Raw genomic sequence first — 26,468 nt, 5'->3', positions numbered from 1 at the left:
TTCCCGCGCGATCAAAGCGCCTGCGCCGCCCAGCCCGCGAGCGTATCGCCGAAACCGCCCTGCACGCGCGCCGCGACGCGGGCGCTGGTGACAACGCGCGGCGCGGCGCTCCACGCAATGTTGGCGCCAATCGCAATCAACCGTTCGACGAGCACCACATCTTCCCGGCATGCGAGCGGCGGGAAACCTCCGGCTCGCCGGTACGCCGACGCGCACACGCCGAGATTCGCGCCGTGTACATGACGGTGACCGTCCCTGTCGCGATAGAGACGGCCGAAGACCTCCCTCACCGCGGGTGGATGCGCGTCCCAATCGTCGACGCAGATCGAACCGCATACCGCCTCCACACCGAGCGAAAGCTGCACCGCGAGCCAGTCCGGCGAAACGCGGCTGTCGGCGTCGGTAAAAGCCAGCCAGCGCGCGCCGGCCGCGAGCAGGAGCGCCGCTCCGGCCGCCCGCGCGATGCCGACATTGCGCGCCGTCACGGTCAGGATTTCCACGCCAGCCGCGTACGCGATCGCTTCACTGCGATCCGTACAGGAATCAAGAACCACGACAATGCGCACGGTCTCGCCGGCAAGCGCGGCATGTCCGGCGGCGACCGCAAGCGCGGCAAGACAGCAGCCCAGCAGCGCCTCTTCGTTGTGTGCGGGAATGACGACGCCGATCATACAAGCGACTCCCTTTGTGCAACGGAACGTCCGTCGCGGGTCCAGACGTCGATCAGCACATCCGCGTCCAGATAGTGCGCCACCGGCAAAACACCGCAGTGCGAAGCGAAGCAGTCGTGCACCGCCTCGGCCGAGGCCTGCCGCTCGGCAAATGCATGCCGCCAGTCGCAGGCGAAAAGGCAGCCGTCGTCGGCCAGCGAATCTCCGATGCACCCGGCGAGCCGTTGCAGATCGTCCGAGCCGAGGTAGTACGCAAACTCGCTGACGACGATCAGGTCGAACGGCGCGTCGCCCCGCGGCCATTCCCGAGGCAGCGTGCACCGCTCGACACGCGCGTGAGGCCATGGCGCAACCCGCGTACGCGCTGCCCGGACCGCGCTCTCATGCAGGTCGACCGCGAGCAAGGCGTCGCAGCGCGGTGCGAGCACAGCGCTCAACTCGCCGTTCGCGCAGCCGGGCTCGAACACGTTGCGATAGCGTTCACGTGGCAGCATCGCAGCCGTCAATGCACGCTTGCGCCGCTCGTACCAGCGCTCACGCAAGCGCCAGGGATCGTCGCCATGGGCGTAGAGAGCGTCGAAATAAGGCTGTTGTTCATGCCAGTCCGGTGTGTCGACAAGAGGCGGCAGCGCGCCAGTGCGACCAGTCAAAGCTTCCATCGTTCACCCCCAGCCGTTGATGCCGTCCCCTGTGCCACGGCCTCGCCGAGCGCCGCCAGATCGCGCTCGGCATGACTTTGCCTGATGAACACGGGCAGGTCGGCAAGCGCGCGTGCGAACGCCGCATCCCGGCAATACGGCGCCGCTCCGAGCGCGCGCCCTACCGCTGCGAGCACGATATCGACCGCGGCCTCCACGCCGAGCCGGACTCGCAACGCAGCTTCCTGCAGACCGTCGTTCGGGTTGGCATCGATAAGCCGTGCGGTCTCGCGCAAGAGCGCTGCTGCGCCTGCCAGGGCGACATCGGCCGTGCCAAGATGGGCGAGCCGATAAGGATCGGGGCGCGCCGCCGTCGCCTCGCGCAAGCGCCGCGCAAGTCCGGCTGCGGCGCCGAACCAGCAAGCAGCAATGCCCGCGCCGCCCTGCCAGAACCCGGGGCGGTGGACGTAATCATGAGGCGCGCCAATCAGCACGGCCGGTGCATTCTCGAATCGAACATCGCCGCTCGCGGTGGCCCGCATGCCCACCGCATGCCAACGCCCGGTGCTCACTGCCGTCTGCGGACCGCCTATGGGAACGGCTGCGAGTATCGGCTCGCCGTCGAGCCACGCGATGACGAGTGCGTCGGTTACGGCGTGCGCGCCGGAGCACCACGACTGCATGCCGGAAAGCTGAACAATCCGGTTTTCGACACGTACTGCTGTCACGCGCGCATCGGGTGCCTGAGCGGCCCATACGGCCCAGCGGCTACCCCGGCGCGGCGCCGGGCCGTGCAGTCCGGCGAGAATCGCAAGCGCATCCGTATGTCCCTCGAACAGTTTGACGAGACCCAGATCGCACGCCGCGACAGCAGCGAGCGAGCGCCATCGTTCGAGCGTGGCGCCGCTGCCCGGCAGCGGCAGACGATCGAAACCGCTATCGACCAACGCGGCGAAGGCCTCGCCTAGCGAGCGTGGATCGTCGGGATCAAAGCGCAGTTCGGCGAGACAGGCATCGAGTGCTTGCGGCACGCGGTTAACGGTTTCCTGCATCGCTTCTCCTTGTCGGTGGTCCCGGGCAACGCGCCCATTGCGAATTGGCATCGCAAGGGCTATTCCCGTGCCGGCCGTCGATTCCGGCGGCGGCTTTGTCGCGGGCTACCAGTGGGTCAGCAACCGCCATGCCACGGCGGCACTAGCGCCGCACAAGGTGTTTGAGCAGGACAGATGGAGTGTTGTGTTTGATGCCGGTGCGATGCTTGAGCTTCCGATACACCGGCATGGCTCCGGCTATCGCGATGGATGCGACCGGCTTCTTGACCTTGTTGTTTGCGTGCTTCGGTTCCGTGACTCGATGACGATCACCGAGTCAGCCTTGGGAAAAAAGCCGCTGCGTGTCGTCTGCGCGCAAGGTCAGCACGGCGCGCTGGTTGACGTAACCCTTGTCGGTAATCTCGCCCGCCTCGAGCGAAGGCGTGCCGGAAAGAATCACGGCCTGTGCGGCGCGTTGCGACGTGCCGCTATCCGGCTGAGACAATCGGCCGCCGTGGATCACTAACGGCCTTGCACAGCTCAGTCGCTCGCACTCTGCGGTTCATGCGCGGGCTAAAGACCCAACGCTCAGGGCTCCGGGCCGATCTCCGTCGCACCTCCTGCTGACTCGGCCAGCCACACCAGCTTCTCCATGTTCGACTGGTGCATGCTCTTCGACGTAAGCCGGACATCGACCCGATTGACGACGACCAGATCGAGCGACGGCACAACGACCGCATATTGCCCGTGGTTGCCATCGGCCCAATAGGTTGCCCGCTGCAGGGCCACCTTCGGACCACGCGGCCCACTCGCGGGCGTGCTCGTCCACCACATGTATCCGTAGCCGCCGGTCGACGTATTGGAGTACGAACGAGTTGATTCCTCGACCCAGCTTGCAGGAACAATCTGCTGGTCGCGCCAGCGGCCATTGTTCAGGTACAGCAGCGCGAAGCGAGCCAGATCGCGGGCACTCATGTCAATTGGATAGGCCGGATATCGTGTAGCCAGTCCGCCCGACTCATACCTCCCATCAGAAGGACGATAGTCCTGCATGCCGATCGGATCTGCGATTTCAGTCTTCAGTGCGTCGAAGATTCGCTGATTCGTTGCCTTCTCGTAGATTGTGCCGAGCGTGTTGAAATCCCAGTTGTTGTAATACCAGAACGTACCCGGCGAATGACTGCCGCGCGGCGGTTTCGACGCCACCATTCCTGACGTTTCATAGACCGTGGGGTGATAGACACCCGAGCGGGCCTCGAGCATCATGCGCACGCTTGCCTGCTTCTCGGTCGGCGTCAGGGACGGCTCGTTATCGTCTATACCGAGTTGTTCCAGCGTCTCGTCCGGATGTATCTGGCCTCGTTCGACCGCAATTCCAATCAGGGCGCTCATGAAGCTCTTCCTCGCCGAATAGAGATTCGACCTCCTTGAAACATCGCCCCACTCAGCAACGACCAGACCATGCTGAATGATCATGCCGGATGTCGAGCCCTGCCGTTTTGCGTAGGCTACGGCCTGGTCAAGTCCTTGCTGCGAGAAGCCCGCTGTTGCAGGGTCGACGCGAGTCCATTCGACTCCGGGAAACGGCGACTGCGCACCCTGGCCGCCCGGAGCGGGAGCAGCGGTAGGAGCAGCAGCCGATGCCGGCGGCTGACCCGGCGCGCACGCGCCAAGCATCAATGCAATCGCGATTGAACCGCACACGCCCGATAAAGACCTGGTGAAGTTGCCCGTCATTCACGCCTCGCGATAGAGATGGAAACTGCCTTTCTGGTTTATTACCCGATGCAACCGGCGCCTTTACAAGGGCTTGATGGTGTCGCTCGTCATTCCCCGTTGCTCGATTTTTTTTATCCACCAGGGACCGCGCGTTCATTACCGGCCTTATTGCGTTTGTTGCGTTTGCGTCTGCGTGGCAGCGGGCTGACCGTTGAGCCAGCCGTTGATCGCATCTAGTACCTGCGCCTCGATTCCAAGGAAACCATGCGGCGAATGCCCGCCACAATCAGCCGCCCTGTTGCCTCCGCCCTCCGTTGAATCGACGGAGATAAAGTCGAAGTGGTTCCGCTCGGCGAGCCCCTTGGCACCGTAGAACAACGCTACCGGGCAGGCGTCGTGCTGGTTCGATACGACCAGCACCCGAATCTTCGTGCCGTCTGCATCAAGGCCGGAAACACCGGCGTTGCCGCGTTGAGCGATAGACACCGGCGAGGTCAGCACGAACGCATCGGCGAGGCTTGGATCACGCTCGATGGCATTGCCAACCGAACTGGTTCCCCGGCTTGTACCGACCAGTGCGACCTTTGACGACGGGAAGCGCTGCCGCAGTGCCTTTACAACCGCTTCCGTGTCCCTCAAGGAATCCTTACCAAGACGAAAGCTGTCGTCAATCCCGTTGGCATAGTCCGACGGCGTGTCGACCAGCACGGCGGCGTCGCCTTGCATGACCCAATATCGAGCGGTACGGATAAGGAAATTACCCTTGAGCGTGGTCGCGCCATCGGCGCTCAAATGCAGGGCGCCTTCGTTGCCGCCGAACAGAACGATGACCCACGGCGGACTACCGGTCCCGGTTTCGACATAGATACCTTGGGTGACGCCATCGCGGCTCGGCGAACTCACCAGTTCGGCCGCCGGCCCTGCGGGTTCGCTGGCCCGGGAACTGGCAGCCAGCAGCGCAATTGCAATGGCAAACAAGACACGCTTCATGTTTTTCCCTGTCTCCAAACTGGCGCGGTCATCGTGCTACGTTGCTGTCTTCGTCCTTGGCTTCGTTGCTGCCTGCCTCTGCTTGCGACCCCGTCGCCAGCGCACGCTCCCGGGCGGCAAGAACACTCATGAGCGGGTTGGCGTTCGACATCTCCATGTACGTGCTGACAATATGATCGGTCGGTAATCCCAGCATACAGTCCTCAACAACCCGGTTGCCGATACGGTATGTCTGGTGGTGGCTTCGCCCGGCACCGTGAACCATGATCTGATGGATCGGCAGGCCCGCCTTCGTGGCAGCCTGTACATAGTGGTCCTGGGAGCCGAAATCCACGTCTGTATCAGACGCATCGCTGGTCACGAACATGCGGAATCCCGGCATGGGGTGAACACGCGGCAGTTGGTCCAACGGGTCCCACACGTCAGAGAGTGACGTACCCGTATAGTCGTTCGACCGTCCCGCCTCGATGGCACGGTACCTGACCGCAGTGACCCCCGACGACGACACCGCGCAGAGAACGTCCTGCCGCTCAGCGATCAGGGCTGCAACCAGGCCGCCTCCGCCTGATTGCCCGACCAGCCCGAATTCCTTGATGCCGTGGCGGGCCTTGATCTTGTCAAGCGCTGCATTCATGGCGAGGGTCTCGTACTGCGTGCGCCGCCGGTTCTGGTTACCGCTGCTGCCGTCTGTACCAGGCCGGGCGAGCGTCAGGTAAGGCGTCCCGCCACGCTTCTGCTCCAGCTGCGCCATCTCGATCTCACGACGCGGCGACCACTTCGAGTAGTCGGCCCCGGCACCTTTGGTCGAGAGAACATCACCTTCCATGAACACGATCGCGCGGTTGACAGCGCCGCTGTCAAAGTCTTTGGACGCGAAGTAGCGGATGCACTCGTGATACGACGGGCCTTCGACCCATACCGCATTCGGGGTGCCGGCACACTGCTCCGACGTCCCGGTTGAGCCGGCGGACGCTTCCCCGCCGGAAAAATAGTCGTCGAGCCCATAATCTTTGACGGTCGAAGCGCAACCGGCGAGCCATACGACAACCAAGGCAACAGCACCACATCGAGTGCTTCGGGTAAGCAGTTTTTTTACGTTCATCTTTTCTCGATTGCTCTCTGTAAGAGTTCGTTGTTCGAGTTGTCATACGCCCCGGCCGGGCCCCCTATTTCCCCGACTTTGCACGATTCATGTGTTTTTGGCTATCGCGCTGACTCCGGCATGCATGGATCCGGTCAACACCCGCGTGCAGAGCTCCAGTTTCCAAGAGTGGCAAACCGATCGCCAGGAAAATCTTTCAAATTTCCTTCGACACGATAACCCCGTCCCTGACGCTCAACTCAACCGGGATCGGGCGATCACTTTCCCTGCACGCGCACCGCAATGCGAGCCTTGCCACCATGTCAACTCCCCGTTCACCACGACGGCTTCCACACCGGCGGCGGCTTCGGTCGGCGTGTCGTAGGTTGCCCGGTCCTTGATGGCGGCGGCGTCGAATATGACGACATCGGCGTGATTACCGGTCTCGAGCGTGCCGCGTCCCGTCAAGCCGAAGTTCCTAGCCGTGAGGCCGCTCATCTTCCATACCGCGGTTTCCAATGGAAACAGTCCGATGTCGCGACCGTAGTGTCCTAGCACGCGTGGAAACGTACCCCACAAACGCGGATGCGGCTTCTCGCCCAACGCCAGCCCGTCCGATCCGATCATGGTGTCGTCGAATGCCAGGATGCGCCGCACGTCGTTCTCGTCCATGCTGAAGTAGATCGCGCTCGCCGGTTGCAAGCGTCTCGACGCCTCGGTGCGGCTAACACCCCACTCTTGCGCAATCTCCCCCAGATCACGCCCCTCCAGTTCGGGATGGGGTTCGCTCGTCGCAATGCGCACCCGTCCCTGGAGTTTCGTTTCATCGGTGTGCAGCATGGTCGAACTGGCGTCGTAGGGGTAACAATCGAGCGCCACGCACTGGCATTGCATTGCCGCACGGATCAGCGGCAAGGTCAGCGCCGACTTGCCGAAGTTCGCCTCGCGTTGCAGCTTGTGATGTGAAATCACGACCGGCACGTCGAGCGCTCGGCCGATCTCGAACGTCTCGTTGAGCGAGTCGATGCAGCCGTCCGCTTCGTTGCGCATGTGCGTCGCATAGACCGCGCCGGTGCCTGTCAACGGGCGGCATACTTCGATCACTTCCTCCATTGGCGCAGCGGCGGCGGGCGGGTAGTACGTGCCCGTGGAAATGCCAATTGCACCGGCTTCCAGCGCTTCCGTCAGCAAGCCCTGCATCGCTTCGATCTCTCCGTCACCGGCTGCCCGGTCGAGCGAGTCCATTGTCATCACGCGCAGGGTGGTGTGACCGACCATCGCGGCCACGTTGACGGACGATGGCGAGCGGCGAACCGCGTCGAGATAGTCGGAAAAACGCGAAAATGCAGCGCGCGGCGCATGTTCGTCGCCCGTCAACAAGCTCAACGGCATCGGGCGCGGCGCATCCGGGCTCAGCGGCGCGAGGCTGATGCCGCAGTTGCCGGTCACGACCGTGGTTACGCCTTGGGAGATCTTGCAGATCATCTGCGGATCAAGGAGAACGGCAGCGTCGTCGTGAGTATGCGAATCGATGAACCCCGGCGCGACGATCTTGCCGGTTGCATCGATAATCTTCGCCGCTGTACGCGCACGCAGGTCACCGATCTCCGCGATACGGCCGTTGCGGATACCCACGTCAGCGTCAAAGCGCGGACGACGCGTGCCGTCGATCACCGTACCGCCGCGAATGATGAGATCAAATAAATCGGTATCCTGATTAATCATGAAAGATAGTCCATTTCGTAGTCATTTGGCATGTGGCCGGTTGTGAATGGGCCACTTGGGCAGCTTGATCTTTTTATACGGCAACGCAGACCAGTCGGGACTCGCGGAACCGGGCGCACCAACGTAGATGATCTCGTGAGCAATGGTGGAAAACGACGCGTGAAAATGCTGCGCCGACTTCACCACCACCATCTTCTTGCTGGCCAGATCGCAGCCAAGCTGCGTGAACAGGTCGATGTTGAGCGCCTGCGCTCGGCGCGTGCACAGCACGATCTCAATGCCTTGCAATTCGACCAGCGCACAGTCGCCAAGCGGCGATGGCGTGCCTGCCTGACCGGTCATTGTCATGTCCGGGAACACGGCGCGCACCAGACACCGCCCGTCGACCGGCGTGCCCGAGAGCGGCCCGATCTTGCCACCGATCCGCAGGTCGAGCGTAGCGCCAACGCCGGCATCCAAAGCGATGCCGGCCGCAACCGGATCCCACAACGGTCCGAGCGCGGCATTGCCAATTCGGCGCGCCAGCATGCGTTGAAGGATGAAGGTCGAGTCGCCGGCTGCGCCGCTGCCCGGATTGTCGGAGCGGTCCGCCAACACGACTGTGCCGCCGGAAGATGCCAGCGCGCGGTCCAGCGCTGTGTCCATGTCGAGGTAACGCACGAGCAACGCATCACGCAGGGTGATGACCTCATCGGCGAACCTCCTTGCAATGGTTTGCGCCATGGGCGCGTCGCCATCCGCATAGACCAGGACCTTGGTGCCCATGTCCCTGACGTCCCCGGTCGCGAAGCCCTGCACGATCGAGATCGATAACACGCCGTCGTGCCCCTCCAGCGCCTGGGCGCGATCCATCAGCGAGCGGCCGGGTTCGCGCGTGGTATGAATCGGCACGACCATGCCGCAGTCCACCACCGCCGCCACCGGATCGATTTCGCCCAGCGCAATGCGGTGACAGAGATCGGCCAGTTCAAGCGCCCGCTCCAGCACATCGGTATGCGGGTACTCCTTGAACGTGATGAGCACGTTGGCATGGCCGACCATCGCTTCACTCAAGTGCGCATGCGGGTCCAGCTCCGCACCGATCACCGCGTCAGGACCCACTATCTGCCGGACCTCGCGCAACAGGTCCCCCTCGCAATCGTCGTAACCGTCGGCCACCATTGCGCCATGCAGGCCGAGCAACACGATGTCGAGAGGCAAGGCCGCGCGCAGATCGGCCAGCAGTTCGTCTCGCAAGGTCTCATACGCCAGGCGCGTGACCACGCCGCCAGGATTCGCCGACGCGACGAGCCCTTCACTGAGCGTCCAGCCATAGGTCGCGGCGCGTTGACGTGCCGCCCACAAGGGACCGCCGAAGAAGGTCATTTCGTCGGGATGCTGCCCGGCCCGGAAATAACCACGATCATGGAACGCGCCCAGGCCGGTGGGGATTGGCGCGAAGGTGTTGGTTTCCGTCGCGAGGCTGCCGGTAAACACACGCATTGGGTCTCCTTTCCTGTTCAGGTTTGCAGGCTAGGCAGAGGCGGCTCGTTGGCCGGACTCCATGTCGACGCCACCAGCACCGCCAGGATTGCGGAAACCAGCAGCAGCCAGAACGCAGCAAAAAACGAACCGTTGAATGCAGCGATCAGCGTGCCCATTGCCAACGGTGCAATCGAGCCGGCAATCTGTCCGCCAAAATTCATCAGGCCCGTGGCGCTGCCGACCAGATGTTCGGGGAAGTGCCGCAGCGGTGCCGAAAAAACCGTCGCATAGACGAAATTGAACGCCAGCGAGAATAGCGTCCAGTAGATCAGCAGCAACGAAATCACGGTGGTCGTGATCATCAATGCAAGAAATACCGCGCTCATCGAGGCCCCCATCACAAGGAACAAACGTTCCTTGCTCTTGCCGTATTTGTCCAGCAACGCGCCCACTACATTCGTGCCGGCAAATGCGATCAGGTTCGGCACAGTCACCGCCAGACTGATGTGAAGCAGGTCGATGTGGTAGGTCTTCATCAAGTACGACGGCATCCACGACTGTACGCCGACATACAACATGCTAGTGAAGAACCAGATGGCGGTCAGCTTCCACGCCATCCGGATGCGCAGCAGCGAGCGCCACAAATGCCGCGGCCGGTTCGCGACGCGCGCCCTCTGCTGTGCGACGCCGCCACGCAGCGAGAGCCACAGGATCATCGCGACGAGTAAGCCCGCACCGGCAAGGATATGAAATGCCCCGCGCCAGCCGAGATGCACAACGGTAAGCGCAATCAAGCCTGATCCGGCGGCATTGCCCAGGAACGTGGTTGAAATCAGGAACGACTTGGCACGTGCCCGCTCGGGCTTTGGAAATACCTCGGCGACCGTCACCGAACTCGCCGGCGAGAAGCTGCCCTCGCCCATGCCGAACATGAAGCGGATAGCAAGAAGCGAACCGAACGACCACGCCAGGCTCGTCGCGCCGGTGAACACCGACCACATGACGATACATAGCACCACGATAATCCGCGAGCCGAAGCGGTCGGAGAGCCAGCCACCCGCGAGCTGCATGAATGCATAACTTAGGTAGAACGCACTTAGCAACATGCCTGCTTGCCGGGTATCGAGCGCGAATTCATGACTGATCGGAATGATCGCGGTGCCCATCAGGATCCGGTCCGCGTAGCCGACTGCCCACGCGAGGAACAGCCCCGACAGACACGTCATCTTTTGCGACCGGGAAAACACGTACCCCGCAGACTCCATAAACCCTCCACTTCACGTTAGCGCTACGACGCACTCGATACCCCGGCGGCCGCTCGGCGCGCGGGACCGGCCAGCAGACCGAATATGAGGGCGCGTCCAGGATGCGTCTAATGAAAATAAAATTCCAAAATATAACCCTGTGTTATAGGAGACCCATGGGAGTCTGGGCAGTTCAGGCCAAGAGCCGTGTTCCAAACGATCAAGGCCTGTCGTAAGCTGCATGGCGATGTCAATCCAGGAGACTCAGGTGCGTTTGCGACACATAGAAATCTTCAGCGCGATCATGCTCACCGGCTCGACCAACGGCGCGGCCAAGCTCCTGCACATCTCGCAACCGGCCGTCAGCAAGATGCTGCAGCATGCCGAGCAATCCGCCGGCTTCGCGCTGTTCCTGCGCAGCAAGGGCAAGCTGGTTCCCACCCCCGAGGCATTGCGCTTGCGCGAGGAACTCGGTCCGTTCGATGAACAGCTGAAGCGGATCCGGCGCCTTGTCACGAGCCTTGCGCACGGCGCTGTCCGCCCATTGCGGGTCGCCGCTACGCCGGCGCTTGCGCACCACGCGCTGCCGCAGGTCATGGCGCGCTGGTGCCGCGCGTTTCCGCAATCCAAGTGCGAGCTGAGCGTCGCGCACACGCGCGAGATCGAACACGCGCTGCTGCTTGACGAGATCGAGCTCGGACTGACCATGCGGCCCGTCTCCCATCCCAATCTCGTCGCCACGCCGGTATGCGAAAGCGCGCTGTGCGCCATTGCGCCGGCCGGCTGGTGGCCTGACGCCCTGCTTGACCAGCCACTGACGGCAGACGATCTGGCGGGTCAGCCGCTGATCACCATCGATCCGGATGACTACCTTGGGGCCATCATCTCCACGTGGCTCGCTGATGCTGCCGAGCCGCCCGTCAGCAATCTGTCGGTGCAGACTTATTCGCTGGGCAAGTCGCTGGTGCAACAGCGCATCGGTATTGCGATAGTCGATTCGTTCACGGCGAATTATCCTGAGGATCATCCGGACATCCAGATCCGGCCGATTGCGATCGATGAGACCCTGCAGGTTTATGCGGTGACCGAGCACTCGAGACCACCACCGCAAACAGCGGAGCGGCTCATCCAGTTCCTGCGTGACGATGCGCCGGGGGCATCGACGTGAGTCATCGCGGTCTTAGGGACGGCCCCCTTGGCCTCTATAACCGATGGCTATAGCGCGAGCGCTGGTCGATATTGGACGCCGTTGGCGAGCTGCAGAACAATGTCCTCCAGCTCAACCAACCATCGACCTATCCCATGCATGTGCTCGTACTCGGAGCCGGAGTCACCGGGCTGGCGACCGCCTGGTATCTGCGGGAGGACGGCCACACCGTCACCGTCGTAGAACGCAATGAGGACGTTGCACTCGAATCCAGCTTTGCCAACGGCGGACAGCTTTCCTACAGTTATGTCGCCCCGCTCGCCGGGCCGGGAATACTGTCAAAGCTGCCGTCCTGGCTGTTACGCGGTGACTCCCCGATCCGCTTTCGACCGCGTCTCGATCCCGACCAGTGGCGTTGGCTCGCGCAATTTGTCGGCGCGTGCACGCAGCGCCAAAGCGAGTTGTCCACCCGGCGCCTGTTAGCCCTCTCGTTCCTGAGCCGTGACTTGATGCAGCAACTGCAAACCAGTGAGCCAGGCTTGCACTTCAGCCACTCGAATGCCGGCAAGCTGGTGGTGCATCGCAAACGCGCCTCGTTCGACGCCGCGTTGCGCCTGCTCGATTACCAGCGCTCGCTCGGTTGCGAACAGCAAGCCCTCGACACCCGTGAGTGTGTGGAGAAGGAACCCGCGCTGGCGCATCTCGCCGGGCAGTTGCAGGGCGGTATCTTCACGCCTGGCGAAGACAGCGGCGACTGCTACCAGTTTTGTGTCGGGATGAGCCGCCTGCTACAGGCACGCGGCGTGGAATTCCGGCTAGGCACGAAGGTTACTGCCCTGCGTCGCGTGCAGAGCAGCGACCGGCGCGTCGAAGCATTGGCTGACAACCGCGCGATCGATGCCGATCAGATCGTGCTCGCAGCCGGCGCCGCCAGTGCGGCGCTGCTCAAGCCGCTAGGCCTGCGGGCGCCGCTTTATCCGTTGAAGGGTTATAGCCTGACCACCCAGGTCGACCCGCACGGCCACGCACCGCACATCAGTATCACGGACTTCGAACGCAAAATAGTCTATGCCCGTCTCGGTGACCGGCTGAGGGTCGCCGGCATGGCCGACGTCACCGGTCGCCGCGCCGATGTCGATCCGTCCCGCGTCGCCACGCTGCGCGCCGAATCGGTTGCGGCGTTTCCCGACGCCGGCAATTTCGATGAAGCGACGGTCTGGTGCGGCCTGCGTCCGGCAACGCCGCACAGCACACCCATTATCGATTCAACATGCTACGAGAATCTCTGGCTCAACCTTGGGCAAGGCGCATTGGGATTTACACTCGCGCTCGCAAGCGGCCGGTCGATTGCCGACCTGATCGCAAGACGCCGCCCGGCGGTACCGCTCGACGGTTTTACGCTGTAAGTAAAACCACGCCGGCACGCTAGAAAATCTTGCCGGGGTTCAGAATGCGCGCAGGGTCCAGCGCTTCCTTGATTGCGCGCATTGACGCTATATCCGCCTCCGAACGCGTCAGGTGCAAGAAGTGTTTCTTCTTGGTGCCGATCCCGTGCTCCGCGGAAATGGATCCCCGGAACTCTCGCGTCACGTCATAGATGACCTGGTCAATTGCGTCGTGACCGCTCTTCGGCAGGCCCGGTACATCCACCACGATGTGGATATTTCCATCGCCAAGATGGCCATAGACCATGATCGTGGCGTCGGGCCATCGGGCACGCAGTTGTGCCTCGCAGCGTGACGCGGCGTCGCCCACTTGAGCGATGGAAAAGCTCACGTCGTAAGCCGCGTGATTGGGGATGAACCGCGGATATTCGCCGGGTGCATCGCGGATGGCCCAGAACGCCTGCGCATGCGCCTCGGTCGAAGCCAGCGCGGCGTCGGTTACTACGCCCTCATCCAGCATCGCACCCAGGAACTCTTCGAACGCGTCGCCGTGCCGGACGGGGTCTGTTCCAACGCTTTCCAGCAGGACATGGAACGGGTGCGGTGAACCAAGCGGAGCACGCAGATTATCCAGGTTGGCAAGCACGGTATCGTAATAACCCGCCCACATGACCTCGAATGCCGAGACTCCTGGAGCAAGCCCTGCCTGAGCGCGCCGCAGCAGCGTGGTGACGGCGTCGAAGCTCGGTAATCCACACCACGCCGTGGCCGTTGCCGTGGGCTTCGGTCGCAGACGCAGCACCGCGCGGGTGATGACCGCGAGCGTCCCTTCGCTGCCGATCAGCAGGTTGCGCAGATCGTAGCCGCTGTTGTCCTTGATCATCTTGTTGAGGCCGCCCACAATCGCGCCGCTCGCCAGCACGGCCTCGATGCCCAGCACCTGGTCGCGCATCATGCCGTACTTGATGACCCGGTTGCCGCCCGCGTTGGTGGCCAGATTGCCGCCAATAGAGCAACTGCCACGCGCGCCCAGGTCCAGCGGAAAATAGAAACCGGCCGCGCCGGCCGCCTCCTGCACCACCTGCAGCGGCGTGCCGGCCTGAACCGTCATGGTGCCCGACACCGCGTCGATCTCCACAATCCGGTTCATGCGATCAAGGCTCAGGGCCACCTCGTCCCCGCGCAGATTGGCGCCGCCCACGAGCCCTGTCAGGCCACCTTGGGTGACGACCGGCTGGGAGTGGCGAGTGCAAATCTCGAGCGCTGCCGCGACCTCGCCGGTGTCGCGTGGCCTGATGAGCGCCAGCGGCACCGCGCTCGGCAGTCCGCTCCAGTCGTTGACGCGGCGATCGCCAAACTCATCCGGCAGCGCTACGACCTGAGCGCCCAGCGCTTCCCGCAAGGCGCTGACTGCAACGTTCACTTCCATGTCCTGTCTCCTCGATGTACGGCTTCAACCGCGCCGCCACACTCCGTATTCTGCTCACCAAATGGTTTGGCCGCCACGCTTTCCAGTGTCAATTCAGGCGCATGGGAACCGGGGCCGTGTGCGATTCACCCTACCATCCCGCAGGCAAAGCTGCTTACGAACCCTCGCAAAGGGCTTACCCCATATTGCATTTTGTATCGTCCGGTTAGTTCGCCGGCTGCGCGACGCCCTACGTAGAAGTCCACGCCGCTTTAGCTTGACGTCTGCGGCAAGGGTCCGGACGGATCTTGCAGCACAAGCTGTCGTTATCGTTTGGTTACTCGCTGTAGCAAGTGGCGTTGGCCGAAGCTGATAAGTTCGGAACAGTCACGCTGTTCATGCGACGTATCAAGTGTGTGAACGAGTGCACCTCACTGGAACCGAAGGAGAAGTATGAAGAAGATTGCAGCTATGGTGGCCCTCGCGGCCGCGACATCGTTACTTGGCGGCTGCTGGTGGGGACCGCCACCGGGCGGTGGTGGTTGGGGCGGTCCCGGTGGACATGGTGGTGGCGGTGGAGGTGGTCCGCAAGGCGCTGTTAGCGTGCCGCACACGACTTCCGTGACCTGAACATCAATCGCGGTCGGTCCTGCCAACCGGCGGGGCCCTGTCAGTTCACCCATGCTCAATGGTCTGGCGCCACCAGCGGCAAGGATCGAAGGACCGCTCCATTGGCCATACGCCACGCGATCTGCGGCGCCTTCAACGCGCCTTCGCTACCGGGCAACACCCTTGCCATCCGACCAGCTCTCGACATACTTGACGAGTTCAGTCATGTCGCGAGACTTGCCGTCCTGCATTGCCGCGTAGTTCCATACCTGACGTGCGGTGTTGCCTAACCACATTGGCACGCCAAGCGCCTGGCACTCTTCCACGGCGAGTCCGATGTCCTTGCATACGCTGCCGATCGGGAAGCCGAAATCGAACGTGCCCGGCAACACCTGCTTCGGGAATTTATCGAGCGTCGCACCGTTCTTGCCGCTGCCCGCGTTGAACACCGACATCATCACTTCCGGGTCGAGCCCGCCCTTCACTCCTGCCACGAACGCTTCCGAGGTGATCGCAAACGCCGTTGACGAAAGCATGTTGTTCAGCAGCTTGAGCAATTGCGCCTGCCCTGCCTTCTCCCCTACGATGAACACCTTCCCGAAGATATCGAATAGTTCGCGTACCTGATCAATGGCTTCCGGTTTACCCGCGGCCATGACGGCGAGCGTGCCTTTTTGCGCGCCTGCCGCCCCACCGCTGATAGGGGCATCAACGGTTTCGATGCCTTTTTCCAGCAGTCCGGCCGCCACTTCCTGTTCCGTGCGCGAGCCTACGGTGGACAGGTCGACCAGGATCCTGATCGTCTTGCCGAATACCAATCCGTCCGCACCCAATGCAACATCCTTGAAAATAGCGGGTGTAGGAAGGCTCGTGAAGACAACCTGCGCGCTATCCGCCACTTGACGCGCACTGCCCGCCACCTGTGCGCCGATCGCCGATAACTCCGCAAGCGCCTCCTCGTTGTGATCGTAGATCACCAGGGAATGACCGTGCTCGATCAGGCGGCGTGCCATGGGACGCCCCATGACACCGACACCCACAAAACCCAACTTCATTTGTTCCGACATGATGCTTCCTCGACAGTGTTGAATGGTGTACCTGCTGCATGTGTTCGCTTATGGACTCATGGACAGGCGAGACGCATGGGCATGGACGCATCAGGAGCGCTTTCCAGCGCCCACAGCGCGTCGATCAATGGGCCAGGCCTGCACGAGGACCCGCCGTATTCGGCCAGTTCCCTGAGCTTATTCTCCAGGTCAGTGTCCGCGAGCGGCGCTTGCAGGCTGCCGCGGGCTGCGTCGATACGGCGCGACATGGTCTCGCCCGAGCGCAACACGATCGTCACCCGCGCAGCTTCGACGGAATACGCCGCGTCATCGACGAAACCAAGCCGCCTGGCAAAGGCCCGCAAGAGTGGATCAGACACCTCTGCATCGGTGAATTCGGCGAGGCCCGCGCGGCCTCTGGCAAGCGCAACCGCGACGCTGTGTTGCGCACTGACCTGCGCTTCGCGCCCAAGCGTGATGTTCGGCCGGTCCGTTCGTGCGCGCAGCAGAGGGTGCCCCCTGAGCGTGACTCGTTCGACATCGGCGAAGGAAAACCCTGGAGTCGCCGACAACTCCAGGCACGCCTCGATCACCGGATTGAGTACAACGCCGCACGGGTAAGGCTTGAAGGTATTCGATAACAGTGCCCATTCTTTGCCTGGCGTGGTGAACGCTGCGTCGACATCGGCGTCGGTGGCTTCGCTCATCACGCGCAGGAAGCCGCGCTCGCCTTCAATGGGCCGTTCAGGTCCTGCAAAACCTTCTTGCGCGAGCAACGCCGAGAGCAGCCCGTTACGGGCCGCATTGCCCACGCTGATGCTCTTCGACATGCTGCCCAGCGTTTCGACCAGCCCGGACGATTGCGCCGATGCATTGCCGAACGCCCAGGCGATGTGTGCGGCGTCAAGACTCAGGGCCTTCGAAATGGCCGCCGCCGCGCCGAACACGCCGCAGGTTGAGGTGATGTGCCAGCCGCGCTGATAGTGCCCGGGCGACAACGCGTTGCCCAACCGGCATTCGATTTCCACGCCGAGTACAAACGCAAGCAGCCACTGCTTGCCGCTCAACGGTGACTTCTCCGCAAGCGCGAACAACGGCGCCGCGACCGGCGCGGTCGGGTGAATGATGGTGGGCAAATGCGTATCGTCGAAATCAAAGACGTTCGCGCTCATTGCGTTCAGCGCGGCCGCGTTCAGGATGTCGGTCTTCTCCCCCCGTCCGACGAGCCCCGCTTCACGCCCCGAACTGAAGCGGCCGTACACGCTCACGGCTTTACTGATGCCCGGGTCCGAACAACCCGCAAGCGCTACGGCAAAGTAATTCACCAGCGCACGCTTCGCTTCATGGCGGACCTTCGGCGGAATGTCTTCCCACTGCGTCTGCGCGACGAACGCGGCCAGCGTACGCGTGATGTCTTTCATGAACGTCTCCTCCGTATCACGATGCGTTCAGCCAGCGAGCCAGTGCAGCACGACGTTGCAACCCAAGCGGGCAAGACCTTCAACCATCGCCAATCCCAATCCGTTTGACGACCCGGTAACCAGGGCAGACTTTCCTTTCATGAAAAGTAATCCTAATGAAATGAGAAAATGCCAGTCTGAGATTAGCGACGACAACCCGGGCGCGAACGCCCGAGCCATGCCTATTCGCCCGCGGTCTCCTCCAGCATCCGCATGGCCGCCTTTTCTGCATTCGCCACATGCAGGCGCGCGGCAGCCTCGGCGGCCGGCGCATCGCGCGCCTTCAGCGCCTTGAACAGCTTGTCGATTTCCTTGAGACTCGACGGCAACCGGTCGGGATGCATCAGCGAGGTCGCGCGAAGCAGATTCACCCGCGAATACAGACTGGTCAGGATCTCTTTCACCAGAGCGTTCCCGCAATTGTCGAGCAACACGTCATACAGATCCGTCTTCGCGGCCAGCACGCCAGCCTGGTCGCCCGTCGCGGCCTTCGCCTTCAGCGCCTTCGCGGCTTCGCCGAACTGCACAATGGCGGCGTCACTCGCTACCCGCGCAAACTCGCCCGCTGCAAATCCCTCCAGCAGACCGCGTATGGCGTACAACTCCGACGCCTCGCTCTTCGAAATGACCGCGACGATAGGTCCTTTGTGCGGCACGCTGGAGACCAGTTTCTCGGCTTCGAGCCGGCGTAATGCTTCCCGAATCGATGTGCGGCTCACACCCAGTGTCTCGCACAACTCGCGTTCCACCAGCCGTGCTCCCGGTGCGAAACGCCCGGACATGATGGCCTGGCGAAGGACAGTCTCGACCTGATGCCGTAATGTTTCCGGTCGTATCAAATCCATATCGGATGCCATGATTGTATTCCCGTCGGACGATTTATCAGTGACCCATGATACTCGAAGTTCCGGCTGAAACCGCCATTGCGCAAGGCTCTCCGCGGCCGGGAGTTACCCCGGCATTCCAGGTTCGAACTCGTCCAGCGCAGCCAACAGGATCGGCGCGGCGAGTACGGCGCCGTGTATCCCGATGGTGCTTACAATCTCCAGCACTTCCATGATCTCCCCGGCCGTCGCGCCATAACGAAGGGCATTGCGCATGTGCAGTTTCAGGCCCGGCACGTAGAGGTGGGTTGCGGCGGCATCGAAGGCGCAGTACATGAACTCCTTGACCTTGGGTTCCAGTACGCCCTCGCGCCACGGCACGGAGGAAAACGCCACGTAGGTTTCGAACAGGTCGGGATCGAGTTCAAGGAAACCTTCCCACGACGAATGCCAGTACCCCCGGTTCTCGATGAAACTCTCCTTCAGCGCGGCACGGCGGGAATCGAGCGGTGCCGGACCCTGGCGTTTGCCCTCTTCTTCGAGCACCTCGATCAGCACGGGCACGCCAACGTTCGCAGCATGAATGCCCACGGTGCTCGCAAGCTGGATCACTTCGACCAGTTCCGCACGCGTGGCACCCGCGCGAAGTGCAGCATTGATGTGCTGCGCCACACCCGGCGCATAGAGGTGAGTCGCAGCCGCGCAGGCAGTGATTGCGACAAACGCTTCCACCTTGTCGTCGAGATGATTCTTCTTCGACGGCACCGCCGAGAACGCCAGATACGCCTCGAAGAAGCTGGCGTCGAGACGCAGCAGGCTCTCCCAGCCATCGCTCCATGTGCCGTGCACGCGCATGAAGGCGTCCTTCGCCTGCTGCTGCCGCTGCGTCAGGAAAACAGTCATGGCCCTAGCCCACCGCGTTCCGGTATACCGCTTCCGCGACCTCTTCTTCCCACATGGTCTTTCCGAGCGAGGTCGCTGTATGAACCATATAACTGTCACGTCCGGCTCCGTGCCAATGACGCTCATTGGCGGGAATCCACACCACGTCTCCGGTGCGGATCGCCTGCGGTTCACCGCCATCGACGCATACGAAACCGCTGCCCGACGTCACCTGCAGTATCTGCCCCTGCTCATGGGTATGCCAGAAGGTACGCGCACCCGGAGAGAAGAATACGTTCGCGATGGTGACCTTGTCGGTCGTCGGCATGATCGAATCTGCCCACACCACGCCGCTGAACGTAGCCGAGCGCTGCTCGGAAACCGCACCTTCAGCCCTGCCGCGAAACACTTTCATTACTGTTCTCCTGTTGAAGAGTTCCTGGTGTCCTTGAGGCGTACACCGCCCGACACGTCACCGATTGCATCGACCACGCGGTTGCTGATCACATCGCCGTAACCCAGCGCCGTTGCCAGCCCGAAACTCGCGAGAGGCCCGGATGAATTCAGCGAAGACACGCCCAGTTCGCGCACGCGGTCGATATAAAGCACGACGTCCTTCGTCATCAACTTGCTCGTCAGGCCGCCCTCCAGGTAGTCGCCATCGACAATCTTCGGAAAGCGGTTCTGCGTGGCGAAGTTCACGCCGCTGCTGCTGTTGAGCACGTCGAGCAGCCGGTGCAGATCGAGCCCGGCCTTCTTGCCCGCGACCATCACCTCGGCGGTGGCAGACAGACTTACCGCGTTCAGGAAGTTGTTGAGCAACTTGGTCGTATGGCCCGCGCCGCTCTCGCCCATGGTGATGACCTTCGTCGCGATCGGCTTGAAGACCCACTGGATTGCGTCGATGGCAGCGGCGTCACCGCCAACCATCAGCGTGAGCGTGCCCTTTTCCGCCGCGGCCACACCGCCGGAAATGCCGGAGTCGATGTACTGCACGCCGCGCTGCTTGAACAACGCGTTGAGGCGGATAGTGGAACTCGCCGCGGCCGTGCTTAGATCGATCACCGTCTGTCCTTCCCGGCACGAGGCAATAATGCCGTCCGTGCCCTCCACCACCGCCTCGACCACCTTGCTGTCCGGCAGCGACAGCAGCACGACATCCGCTAACCGGGTCACCTCCGCGATCGACGCCGCAGCTCGCGCGCCGGCTGCCAAAGCGCGTTCGGGCTCGGCATCGAAGCCCAGCACTTCAATGCCCGCCTCGACCAGGCGCCGTGTCATACGCCCGCCCATGTTGCCCAAACCGATGAAGCCAATGCGTTGCGTGTTCATGAGTGTCTACCGTAGGTTCAAAAGTCGACATGCCTGGTTTCCGGTCCCATCAGCGCGCCGATCGTACCGATCACGCCGCCGATGCACAGCAGGACCACCGGCGTGAGCCGCAACGGCATGAACGCACCCAGCCAGTTCATATAAAACGCATAGAACGAAGGGATGATCACCGAGAGGCTGAAGCCAACGCCAAAACCGGTGGCGCGAACATCCGTCACGAACCTCTCGTTGATGTAAGTCACGATCACGCCCCACGGCGAGGTGACCAGCACCGAGAGCATCATGACCAGCAGAATGATGACGGGCAGCGACAGGCCGTCCACGTTGGAAAGCACATAGAGAATGACGGCGCCGACCGTCGCGATCAACGGACCCGCCACCACGAAGAAAGTCCGTCGGCCGATTTTCTGCCCGAGCATCCCCGAGCCGATATAGCTGAAGAACAGCACGAAATAGGACAGCAGCAAAGTAAGCGACATCTGGAAACCCGACAGGTGCAGCGTGTGCACGAGCAGGCCCGTCGGCATGAAGATCGTGATGATGTTCTGCGTGAGCCAGAAGCCTGACATCATCAGCAGGACCTGCAGCAGGTTGCGTCCGCTCTTGCCGCGCAGCAGGTCGGAAAGCGGCAGCTTCTCCGGCTTCTTTTCGCCGGTTTCGCTCTCCCAGATCTCCGACTCGGAGACTTTATGAACGTAGTACAGCGCGAGAACACCCGCCAATACCGCGCCAATGACAAACGGAATACGCCAGCCCCACTGCACGTACGGCGAATGCAGGCCGTTGAGCGGAAACACGGCGAACATCAGCATGGCGACCAGGTTGATCGTCACATAAGCAGCCGGGAAACCCGCAATGATCAGTCCGCCGACAAAGCCGCGCTGCTCCTTCTTCGAATATTCGATGGCAAGCGGCATGGCGCCGGTGTAGCCGCCGCCGAGAAAAATGCCATCTATAAATCGTAGTATCACGAGTAGCCAGTAGGCGCCGATGCCCAGCGTTTCGTAGCCGGGCAGCAGCGCAATCAGCAGCGTGACGACGCCAAACCCGGAGACTGAAAGAATCGACGCCCGGCGACGCCCTACCCGGTCCGCGACCATGCCGAAGAGCAGCGCGCCGATCGGCCGGCCCAGCAAGGTAGTGATGAAAACGAGGGACGCGAGGATCGCCTCCGTGCCGGCCGCGAGATGCGGCGGCTGGAAGAAGAACAGCACCGGAGCAAGCACGACGACCGGCAGGTAAATGTCGAACATGTCGATGAATTCGGAGAAAAACGCGCCCTTGATCGCGTTCCGGCGTTTCTCATCGACGGACTGCCCGGTTGCCGCTCTTGCGGCGCCGTGTGTCGTGACTGCTTCCATGCTCGTCTCCATTGATCTGGTATTGCATCGCTAGCGGATGCATTGTTGAATTCAGGCCCCGGGAATGCAGGACCTCAGCCCTTGGCGGTGTCGGCCTCGTAAGCCCTGATTGCGTCGGTCGCCACCCGGAAGGCCGCGAGCGCCAGCGGCGCGCCGCAATACACGGCAGCCTGCATCAGCACTGCGCGGATCTCCTCCTTCGTGACGCCGTTTTTAAGTGCGCCCTTGACGTGCACGGACAGCTCGTGATGCTGGCTCATGGCGGTCAGCATGCCAATGTTGAGCATGCTTCGCGTCTTGAACGTCAAGGTCGGATCACCCCAGATCTCGCCCCATGCGTATTCAGTGACAAGCTTCTGCATCGGGCGGTTGAAGTCGTCGGCATTCGCCCAGGACTTCTCGACGTGCGACGCGCCGAGCACTTCCTTGCGGTTCTCGAAGCCCTTGTCAAAACGTGCGTTGTCTTCCATTGCTTGTGGTCCTCTCGTGTTACGTAATTTCCGTGAACGTCAGTCGTGACCGTAGCCGACCATGGCCTTGATTTCGAGGTATTCGCGCAGGCCCGCTTCGCCCCATTCACGGCCATTTCCCGAGCGCTTGCAGCCGCCGAAAGGCGCGTTGAAATCGGGTGCCGGATAGTTCAGGTGGACACCGCCCGCACGGAGCTGACGGCCGATGGTCCGGGCACGCTCAATATCGGCGGACTGCACGTATGCCGCCAGACCGTAGTCTGTTCCGTTAGCAATCCTGATAGCTTCGTCTTCGGTGTCGTAGCCCATGATGGACAGCACCGGTCCAAAGATTTCTTCGCGCGCGATGGTCATGCCGGGCGTGACGTCCGCAAAGATTGTGGGCTTGACGTAGTAACCCTTCGATAACCCGTCCGGCCGCCCCGTTCCTCCGGTAACGAGCCGCGCGCCTTCATCAATACCCTTCTGGATCAGTACCTGCACCCGCTCGAACTGGTTGCGATTGACCAGCGGCCCGAGGTGCGTGGTCTCGCTGTCCGTTGCCCCTACGACGTAGCCCAACGCCGCCGCTTTTGCGATCTGTGCAGCGTCGTTCATCATGTGGCGCGGCACGAGCATGCGGGTGGGGATGGAACAGGATTGTCCGGAATTGGTGAAGCACGCGGCCACACCGCGCGTGACGGCGTCGTCCAGGTTCACGTCGTCGAGCAGGATGTTCGCGGACTTGCCGCCCAGTTCCTGCGCCACGCGCTTGACCGTTTCCGCCGCCATCTGTGCGACCAGAATGCCCGCACGTGTCGAGCCGGTGAACGACACCATGTCGATATCCGGATGCGACGCGATCGCCGCGCCCACGCCCGGCCCGTCGCCGTTCACGACGTTCAAAACGCCCGGAGGCACCCCGGCTTCATGCGCTACCTCGGCAAACAACAGCGCGCTCAGCGACGAGTACTCGCTCGGCTTGAGCACCATCGTGCAACCCGCAGCCAGTGCCGGCACAATCTTCACTACGATCTGGTTGATTGGCCAGTTCCACGGCGTGATGAGTCCGCAAACACCCACGGGTTCGAGACGCACGCGCGTGGTGCCGCGCTGTTCCTCGAACTCGAAATTCTCGAGCACGCCGATCAACGCATTCAGGTGTGCCGGACCGCGCGCCGCCTGCGCTTTGCGTGCAAACGCGATCGGCGCACCCATCTCGATGCGCATTGCTTCGGCGAATTCATCGTAGCGCCGCTCGTAGACCCGCACAATCCTGCGGAGCAAGTCGATGCGCTCTTGCACCGAAGTCGCCGAGTAAGCGGCAAATGCTTTGCGAGCCGCGGCCACCGCGCGATCGACATCGGCCGCGTTGCCCAACGCCAGCCGATCGATCGTGCTTTCGGTTGCCGGATCGATCAGGTCGAACCAGGCCGGCGAGACCGGATCGGTCCATTGTCCATCGATATAAAACTGTGCCGCGCGAGACATGTGCATCCTCTCCGTTTGCGGTTTATTCGTTGTCTATTCGTCGCTTATTCGTCGCTCATTCGTCGTTCGCGAGCAGCCGGTACATCTCGGTGTGATCCGTGGTGGGCGTCGAGCGTTGCGACACCTCGTCCCAGACCGCGGTACATGTCATGCCAAGCTTCATGGGATAACCCACTGCTTCCGACAACGCGCGCGCGATCTTCAGGTCCTTGTTCATCAACTGCAGTGCAAAACCGGATGCATACGTGCCCGACAGCATGAACTGCCTGACCTTGTTCTCCGAGGTATTGCTGCGTCCCGTCGATGCATTCAGCACGTCCGTCATGGAGGCCGGGTCAATCCCGAAACGCTCCGCAATATGCAGCGCTTCCACCGTTGCCATCAGGCCTGCCGCCGAGACGTAATTGTTCAGCGCCTTCGCCGCGTGCCCCGACCCCGCCGTGCCAATATGCAGGACACTCTTTCCCATGGCGTCGAGCACGGGCTTGCAGATAGCCAGCACGGCGGCGTCGCCACCGGCGAGGATGGCGAGCGTGCCCTCCTTGGCCTTTTTCACCCCGCCCGAAACGGGTGCATCGAGATAGTCGAGTTCCATCTTCTCGAGCGTCGCACCGAGCTTGCGCGAGCGTTCCGGCTCCGATGAACTCATGTCGATCACAACCGCACCCTTGCGCAACAAACGCGCCCACGCCTTCGCGTCACCATCGAGCAGCACGCTCTCCACAATCGCCGAATTCGGCAACATGGTGATCAGTACATCGAGCGACGCCGCGTTGTCCGCAGCGAGCCGCGTGGCATCGACTTTCTTCGCCAGCGCATCCGCACGGGACACATCGGCATCGTCGAGAAAGAGTTCAAAACCAGCCTTCGCCAGGCACTGCACCATGGGCGTGCCCATCATTCCCAGCCCGATAAAACCAATGCGTTGCGGTCGCGTCATCTGTCCTGCCTTCGTGATGGAGCTCAACATTGAGAGGCGGCGATTCCTCGCCGCACTCATGAGATAAGTCTATACGATTGTATGACAATCAGTCGATAGACAACTAATACGGGTTTTCCCGGCCCTTACTTCAGCGCCGAGAAAGCTGTCGGCGTAAGGAACACGTTCTCGATCCGCTCGACAATCATCTTCTCCGCCTCACTCGCCGCGCGCTTGGCGATCCAGTCGGCATCGGCCTGGAACGCGTTCCACTTGGTCTCGCGTTCGGCGAGGCTCTCCCACTTCAACAGGTAGGTAAGCGCGTGATTGCTGGGGCCGATCAGCGTGGTCCAGAAACCGATCTGTTCAATGCCATATTTTTCGAAAAAGCCCAGGGTCGTGGTGCTGAAGCGTTCCTGAAGGGCGGGCAGACGGCCCGGCAGGCAGTGATAAACGCGCATCTCTACAATCATGGTGTTGCTCTCCGTCAGGTAAGAATCAATAAGGGACGATCAACGCGGCGCCACATCCAGGCGCGCGATCCAGCCTTCCGTTTCGTGGTCGTGAGGCGCATAGACCTTGAGAACTTCGGGGTCGTGACCCGGCACGACATGATCGGGAGAGTCCGCGAGGTGCATGACGGTCCTGAAGCCCTCCAGCATGTCGCCGACGTTGTAGACGATCGGGTACGGCCGGTTCTCGCGTATGTTTGCGTAGAAGTGAGAGGCGTCGGAGGCGAGCACGACCCAGCCGCGCTCCGTGTGAACGCGCACGACCTGCAATCCGTTCGAATGGCCGCCGACCCAATGCACGCTCAAGCCGGGCGTGAGTTGCGAATCGCCGTCGTGGAACTGCACGCGACCCTCGAACACCCGGCCGACCATAGCCTTGACGTCTTCCGACTCGAAGGGGTGGCTCAGCGCGTGGTGACACATGCAGCGGCCTGTGCAATAGGCCATCTCCTTGTCCTGCACGTGATACCGCGCCTTCGGAAAGAGCGAGCGGTTACCCGCGTGGTCGTAATGCATATGCGTCAGGATGACGTCATCCACTGACTCCGGCCGGATGCCGATCTGCTTCAGACCGGCTTCGACCGGGTGGGTGACGGTGCGTCCGCGCTGTTGCGCCATGCTGTTGTCGAACCCCGTATCCACGATGAATGCGCGCGACTCGCCGACGACCGCCCACACGAAATAATCGAGCGGCATGGGGACATCGTGCGAATCGCCGCCAATGAAGTTCTCGGTGGAACGGCGCGCGTGGTGCGCATACTTCACTGCGAAGATGCGATAGTTTTCGGGAGTTGGCATGAACGGGGATTCCTTTTTGCGGGTTGCTTGGGAATGGCGTCTGCGTGGCGACTATTCGAGTGTGCTGGCTGGGCTCGTGTCGTGAATCAGCGCGGCAAGCACCGAGCCGGCAATGCAAATGTCGAATGAATCAAAGAACATGCCAGCCGCAACGAGGCCGAGCAGCCGCCGACGAAAGCGCGAGAGCGGCAACCGGTCGAGACGATACCCAATACCTGCTACGGCTAGCATCGACATGTGTCTCCTGGATTTTCCTGCGGGAGCAGCCTGTTTTTTGGATAC

Annotated in this window: 27 protein-coding genes; 4 read left to right on the top strand and 23 right to left on the bottom strand. The window is 62.0% G+C overall.

The features are described from left to right. Nucleotides 1–11 precede the first annotated feature (11 nt). The 3 genes from ABH944_RS19200 to ABH944_RS19190 are packed head-to-tail and all read right to left on the bottom strand — an operon-like array spanning nucleotide 12 to nucleotide 2,361. Nucleotides 12–671, bottom strand: coding sequence for a glycosyltransferase family 2 protein (locus tag ABH944_RS19200; RefSeq protein ID WP_404608287.1), 660 nt, complete (start codon nucleotides 669–671; stop codon nucleotides 12–14). After that, nucleotides 668–1,330, bottom strand: coding sequence for an SAM-dependent methyltransferase (locus ABH944_RS19195; protein ID WP_404608285.1), 663 nt, complete (start codon nucleotides 1,328–1,330; stop codon nucleotides 668–670). The genes ABH944_RS19200 and ABH944_RS19195 overlap by 4 nt, the downstream gene beginning before the upstream one ends. Then, nucleotides 1,318–2,361 carry an acyl-CoA dehydrogenase family protein gene (locus tag ABH944_RS19190; RefSeq protein WP_404608284.1) on the bottom strand — a complete coding sequence of 348 codons (1,044 nt, stop codon included), beginning with the start codon at nucleotides 2,359–2,361 and terminating at the stop codon, nucleotides 1,318–1,320. The genes ABH944_RS19195 and ABH944_RS19190 overlap by 13 nt, the downstream gene beginning before the upstream one ends. Before the next feature lie 67 nt (nucleotides 2,362–2,428). On the opposite strand from ABH944_RS19190, the gene ABH944_RS19185 reads away from it, so the two are divergent. Then, complete coding sequence (locus ABH944_RS19185; protein WP_404608282.1) at nucleotides 2,429–2,866, top strand: hypothetical protein; 438 nt, start codon at nucleotides 2,429–2,431, stop codon at nucleotides 2,864–2,866. Nucleotides 2,867–2,928: 62 nt separating this feature from the next. Here ABH944_RS19185 and ABH944_RS19180 read toward each other — a convergent pair whose 3' ends face one another. The 6 genes from ABH944_RS19180 to ABH944_RS19155 all read right to left on the bottom strand — a co-directional run bounded on the left by ABH944_RS19180 (nucleotide 2,929) and on the right by ABH944_RS19155 (nucleotide 10,584). After that, entirely contained in the window at nucleotides 2,929–4,077 is a 1,149-nt protein-coding gene (locus tag ABH944_RS19180) for a serine hydrolase domain-containing protein (protein WP_404608281.1), read from the bottom strand. A gap of 147 nt (nucleotides 4,078–4,224) precedes the next feature. Continuing rightward, nucleotides 4,225–5,049, bottom strand: coding sequence for an alpha/beta hydrolase family protein (locus tag ABH944_RS19175; RefSeq protein ID WP_404608279.1), 825 nt, complete (start codon nucleotides 5,047–5,049; stop codon nucleotides 4,225–4,227). Nucleotides 5,050–5,077: 28 nt separating this feature from the next. Beyond that, nucleotides 5,078–6,151: an alpha/beta fold hydrolase gene (locus ABH944_RS19170; protein WP_404608278.1), complete on the bottom strand. Its 1,074-nt coding sequence runs from the start codon at nucleotides 6,149–6,151 to the stop codon at nucleotides 5,078–5,080. 234 nt (nucleotides 6,152–6,385) lie between these two features. Further along, complete coding sequence (locus ABH944_RS19165) at nucleotides 6,386–7,855, bottom strand: N-acyl-D-amino-acid deacylase family protein (RefSeq protein WP_404608277.1); 1,470 nt, start codon at nucleotides 7,853–7,855, stop codon at nucleotides 6,386–6,388. Nucleotides 7,856–7,876: 21 nt separating this feature from the next. Continuing rightward, nucleotides 7,877–9,337, bottom strand: coding sequence for a M81 family metallopeptidase (locus tag ABH944_RS19160; protein WP_404608276.1), 1,461 nt, complete (start codon nucleotides 9,335–9,337; stop codon nucleotides 7,877–7,879). Between the two features lie 17 nt (nucleotides 9,338–9,354). After that, complete coding sequence (locus tag ABH944_RS19155; RefSeq protein ID WP_404608274.1) at nucleotides 9,355–10,584, bottom strand: MFS transporter; 1,230 nt, start codon at nucleotides 10,582–10,584, stop codon at nucleotides 9,355–9,357. Between the two features lie 247 nt (nucleotides 10,585–10,831). Between ABH944_RS19155 and ABH944_RS19150 the strand changes: the two genes are divergently transcribed. Beyond that, nucleotides 10,832–11,731, top strand: coding sequence for a LysR family transcriptional regulator (locus ABH944_RS19150; protein ID WP_404608272.1), 900 nt, complete (start codon nucleotides 10,832–10,834; stop codon nucleotides 11,729–11,731). Between the two features lie 134 nt (nucleotides 11,732–11,865). Then, nucleotides 11,866–13,116: a D-amino acid dehydrogenase gene (locus ABH944_RS19145; protein ID WP_404608270.1), complete on the top strand. Its 1,251-nt coding sequence runs from the start codon at nucleotides 11,866–11,868 to the stop codon at nucleotides 13,114–13,116. A 19-nt stretch (nucleotides 13,117–13,135) separates the two neighbouring features. Here the strand turns inward: ABH944_RS19145 and ABH944_RS19140 are convergent, their stop codons facing one another. Continuing rightward, entirely contained in the window at nucleotides 13,136–14,524 is a 1,389-nt protein-coding gene (locus tag ABH944_RS19140; RefSeq protein WP_404608268.1) for an FAD-binding oxidoreductase, read from the bottom strand. Nucleotides 14,525–14,956: 432 nt separating this feature from the next. Here ABH944_RS19140 and ABH944_RS19135 point away from each other — a divergent pair, with 432 nt between their 5' ends. Then, entirely contained in the window at nucleotides 14,957–15,133 is a 177-nt protein-coding gene (locus tag ABH944_RS19135; RefSeq protein ID WP_404608267.1) for a hypothetical protein, read from the top strand. A 146-nt stretch (nucleotides 15,134–15,279) separates the two neighbouring features. Here ABH944_RS19135 and ABH944_RS19130 read toward each other — a convergent pair whose 3' ends face one another. The 13 genes from ABH944_RS19130 to ABH944_RS19070 all read right to left on the bottom strand — a co-directional run bounded on the left by ABH944_RS19130 (nucleotide 15,280) and on the right by ABH944_RS19070 (nucleotide 26,423). Next, entirely contained in the window at nucleotides 15,280–16,179 is a 900-nt protein-coding gene (locus ABH944_RS19130; RefSeq protein WP_404608265.1) for an NAD(P)-dependent oxidoreductase, read from the bottom strand. 56 nt (nucleotides 16,180–16,235) lie between these two features. Further along, nucleotides 16,236–17,579 (bottom strand): MmgE/PrpD family protein, encoded by a 1,344-nt coding sequence (locus tag ABH944_RS19125; protein ID WP_404608264.1) that lies wholly within the window; start codon nucleotides 17,577–17,579, stop codon nucleotides 16,236–16,238. Between the two features lie 221 nt (nucleotides 17,580–17,800). Continuing rightward, nucleotides 17,801–18,475 carry a GntR family transcriptional regulator gene (locus ABH944_RS19120; RefSeq protein WP_404608262.1) on the bottom strand — a complete coding sequence of 225 codons (675 nt, stop codon included), beginning with the start codon at nucleotides 18,473–18,475 and terminating at the stop codon, nucleotides 17,801–17,803. A gap of 93 nt (nucleotides 18,476–18,568) precedes the next feature. Beyond that, nucleotides 18,569–19,345 carry a carboxymuconolactone decarboxylase family protein gene (locus ABH944_RS19115; RefSeq protein ID WP_404608261.1) on the bottom strand — a complete coding sequence of 259 codons (777 nt, stop codon included), beginning with the start codon at nucleotides 19,343–19,345 and terminating at the stop codon, nucleotides 18,569–18,571. 4 nt (nucleotides 19,346–19,349) lie between these two features. After that, the gene (locus tag ABH944_RS19110) at nucleotides 19,350–19,739 is read right to left on the bottom strand and encodes a cupin domain-containing protein (RefSeq protein WP_097274895.1); all 390 of its coding nucleotides are present in this window, start codon (nucleotides 19,737–19,739) and stop codon (nucleotides 19,350–19,352) included. Next, a complete protein-coding gene (locus tag ABH944_RS19105) occupies nucleotides 19,739–20,656 on the bottom strand; it encodes an NAD(P)-dependent oxidoreductase (protein WP_404608259.1) in 918 nt (305 codons plus the stop codon). The genes ABH944_RS19110 and ABH944_RS19105 overlap by 1 nt, the downstream gene beginning before the upstream one ends. 17 nt (nucleotides 20,657–20,673) lie before the next feature. Then, a complete protein-coding gene (locus tag ABH944_RS19100; protein ID WP_404608257.1) occupies nucleotides 20,674–22,017 on the bottom strand; it encodes an MFS transporter in 1,344 nt (447 codons plus the stop codon). 74 nt (nucleotides 22,018–22,091) lie between these two features. Continuing rightward, the gene (locus tag ABH944_RS19095) at nucleotides 22,092–22,487 is read right to left on the bottom strand and encodes a carboxymuconolactone decarboxylase family protein (protein ID WP_404608255.1); all 396 of its coding nucleotides are present in this window, start codon (nucleotides 22,485–22,487) and stop codon (nucleotides 22,092–22,094) included. A gap of 39 nt (nucleotides 22,488–22,526) precedes the next feature. Next, nucleotides 22,527–23,957, bottom strand: coding sequence for an aldehyde dehydrogenase family protein (locus ABH944_RS19090; RefSeq protein WP_404608253.1), 1,431 nt, complete (start codon nucleotides 23,955–23,957; stop codon nucleotides 22,527–22,529). Between the two features lie 55 nt (nucleotides 23,958–24,012). After that, entirely contained in the window at nucleotides 24,013–24,897 is an 885-nt protein-coding gene (locus tag ABH944_RS19085; RefSeq protein ID WP_404608251.1) for an NAD(P)-dependent oxidoreductase, read from the bottom strand. 125 nt (nucleotides 24,898–25,022) lie between these two features. Then, complete coding sequence (locus ABH944_RS19080; protein WP_097274905.1) at nucleotides 25,023–25,349, bottom strand: NIPSNAP family protein; 327 nt, start codon at nucleotides 25,347–25,349, stop codon at nucleotides 25,023–25,025. A gap of 39 nt (nucleotides 25,350–25,388) precedes the next feature. Then, nucleotides 25,389–26,186 carry an N-acyl homoserine lactonase family protein gene (locus ABH944_RS19075; RefSeq protein ID WP_404608249.1) on the bottom strand — a complete coding sequence of 266 codons (798 nt, stop codon included), beginning with the start codon at nucleotides 26,184–26,186 and terminating at the stop codon, nucleotides 25,389–25,391. 51 nt (nucleotides 26,187–26,237) lie between these two features. After that, entirely contained in the window at nucleotides 26,238–26,423 is a 186-nt protein-coding gene (locus tag ABH944_RS19070; RefSeq protein WP_404608248.1) for a hypothetical protein, read from the bottom strand. Nucleotides 26,424–26,468 lie beyond the last annotated feature (45 nt).

Source organism: Caballeronia udeis, from assembly GCF_044909315.1.
In the GTDB taxonomy this organism is placed as follows: domain Bacteria; phylum Pseudomonadota; class Gammaproteobacteria; order Burkholderiales; family Burkholderiaceae; genus Caballeronia; species Caballeronia udeis_A.
This window is presented reverse-complemented; position numbering and strand designations above follow the sequence as displayed.

Bases quoted from the DNA above. Each gene is read 5' to 3' on its own strand.
- ABH944_RS19140 (WP_404608268.1), bottom strand. From the start codon at position 14,524: ATGGAAGTGAACGTTGCAGTCAGCGCCTTGCGGGAAGCGCTGGGCGCT.
- ABH944_RS19070 (WP_404608248.1), bottom strand. From the start codon at position 26,423: ATGTCGATGCTAGCCGTAGCAGGTATTGGGTATCGTCTCGACCGGTTG.
- ABH944_RS19125 (WP_404608264.1), bottom strand. From the start codon at position 17,579: ATGAAAGACATCACGCGTACGCTGGCCGCGTTCGTCGCGCAGACGCAG.
- ABH944_RS19200 (WP_404608287.1), bottom strand. From the start codon at position 671: ATGATCGGCGTCGTCATTCCCGCACACAACGAAGAGGCGCTGCTGGGC.
- ABH944_RS19180 (WP_404608281.1), bottom strand. From the start codon at position 4,077: ATGACGGGCAACTTCACCAGGTCTTTATCGGGCGTGTGCGGTTCAATC.
- ABH944_RS19160 (WP_404608276.1), bottom strand. From the start codon at position 9,337: ATGCGTGTGTTTACCGGCAGCCTCGCGACGGAAACCAACACCTTCGCG.
- ABH944_RS19145 (WP_404608270.1), top strand. From the start codon at position 11,866: ATGCATGTGCTCGTACTCGGAGCCGGAGTCACCGGGCTGGCGACCGCC.
- ABH944_RS19115 (WP_404608261.1), bottom strand. From the start codon at position 19,345: ATGACTGTTTTCCTGACGCAGCGGCAGCAGCAGGCGAAGGACGCCTTC.
- ABH944_RS19170 (WP_404608278.1), bottom strand. From the start codon at position 6,151: ATGAACGTAAAAAAACTGCTTACCCGAAGCACTCGATGTGGTGCTGTT.
- ABH944_RS19105 (WP_404608259.1), bottom strand. From the start codon at position 20,656: ATGAACACGCAACGCATTGGCTTCATCGGTTTGGGCAACATGGGCGGG.
- ABH944_RS19165 (WP_404608277.1), bottom strand. From the start codon at position 7,855: ATGATTAATCAGGATACCGATTTATTTGATCTCATCATTCGCGGCGGT.
- ABH944_RS19080 (WP_097274905.1), bottom strand. From the start codon at position 25,349: ATGATTGTAGAGATGCGCGTTTATCACTGCCTGCCGGGCCGTCTGCCC.
- ABH944_RS19195 (WP_404608285.1), bottom strand. From the start codon at position 1,330: ATGGAAGCTTTGACTGGTCGCACTGGCGCGCTGCCGCCTCTTGTCGAC.
- ABH944_RS19085 (WP_404608251.1), bottom strand. From the start codon at position 24,897: ATGACGCGACCGCAACGCATTGGTTTTATCGGGCTGGGAATGATGGGC.
- ABH944_RS19100 (WP_404608257.1), bottom strand. From the start codon at position 22,017: ATGGAAGCAGTCACGACACACGGCGCCGCAAGAGCGGCAACCGGGCAG.
- ABH944_RS19190 (WP_404608284.1), bottom strand. From the start codon at position 2,361: ATGCAGGAAACCGTTAACCGCGTGCCGCAAGCACTCGATGCCTGTCTC.
- ABH944_RS19175 (WP_404608279.1), bottom strand. From the start codon at position 5,049: ATGAAGCGTGTCTTGTTTGCCATTGCAATTGCGCTGCTGGCTGCCAGT.
- ABH944_RS19110 (WP_097274895.1), bottom strand. From the start codon at position 19,739: ATGAAAGTGTTTCGCGGCAGGGCTGAAGGTGCGGTTTCCGAGCAGCGC.
- ABH944_RS19155 (WP_404608274.1), bottom strand. From the start codon at position 10,584: ATGGAGTCTGCGGGGTACGTGTTTTCCCGGTCGCAAAAGATGACGTGT.
- ABH944_RS19135 (WP_404608267.1), top strand. From the start codon at position 14,957: ATGAAGAAGATTGCAGCTATGGTGGCCCTCGCGGCCGCGACATCGTTA.
- ABH944_RS19120 (WP_404608262.1), bottom strand. From the start codon at position 18,475: ATGGCATCCGATATGGATTTGATACGACCGGAAACATTACGGCATCAG.
- ABH944_RS19095 (WP_404608255.1), bottom strand. From the start codon at position 22,487: ATGGAAGACAACGCACGTTTTGACAAGGGCTTCGAGAACCGCAAGGAA.
- ABH944_RS19130 (WP_404608265.1), bottom strand. From the start codon at position 16,179: ATGTCGGAACAAATGAAGTTGGGTTTTGTGGGTGTCGGTGTCATGGGG.
- ABH944_RS19075 (WP_404608249.1), bottom strand. From the start codon at position 26,186: ATGCCAACTCCCGAAAACTATCGCATCTTCGCAGTGAAGTATGCGCAC.
- ABH944_RS19090 (WP_404608253.1), bottom strand. From the start codon at position 23,957: ATGTCTCGCGCGGCACAGTTTTATATCGATGGACAATGGACCGATCCG.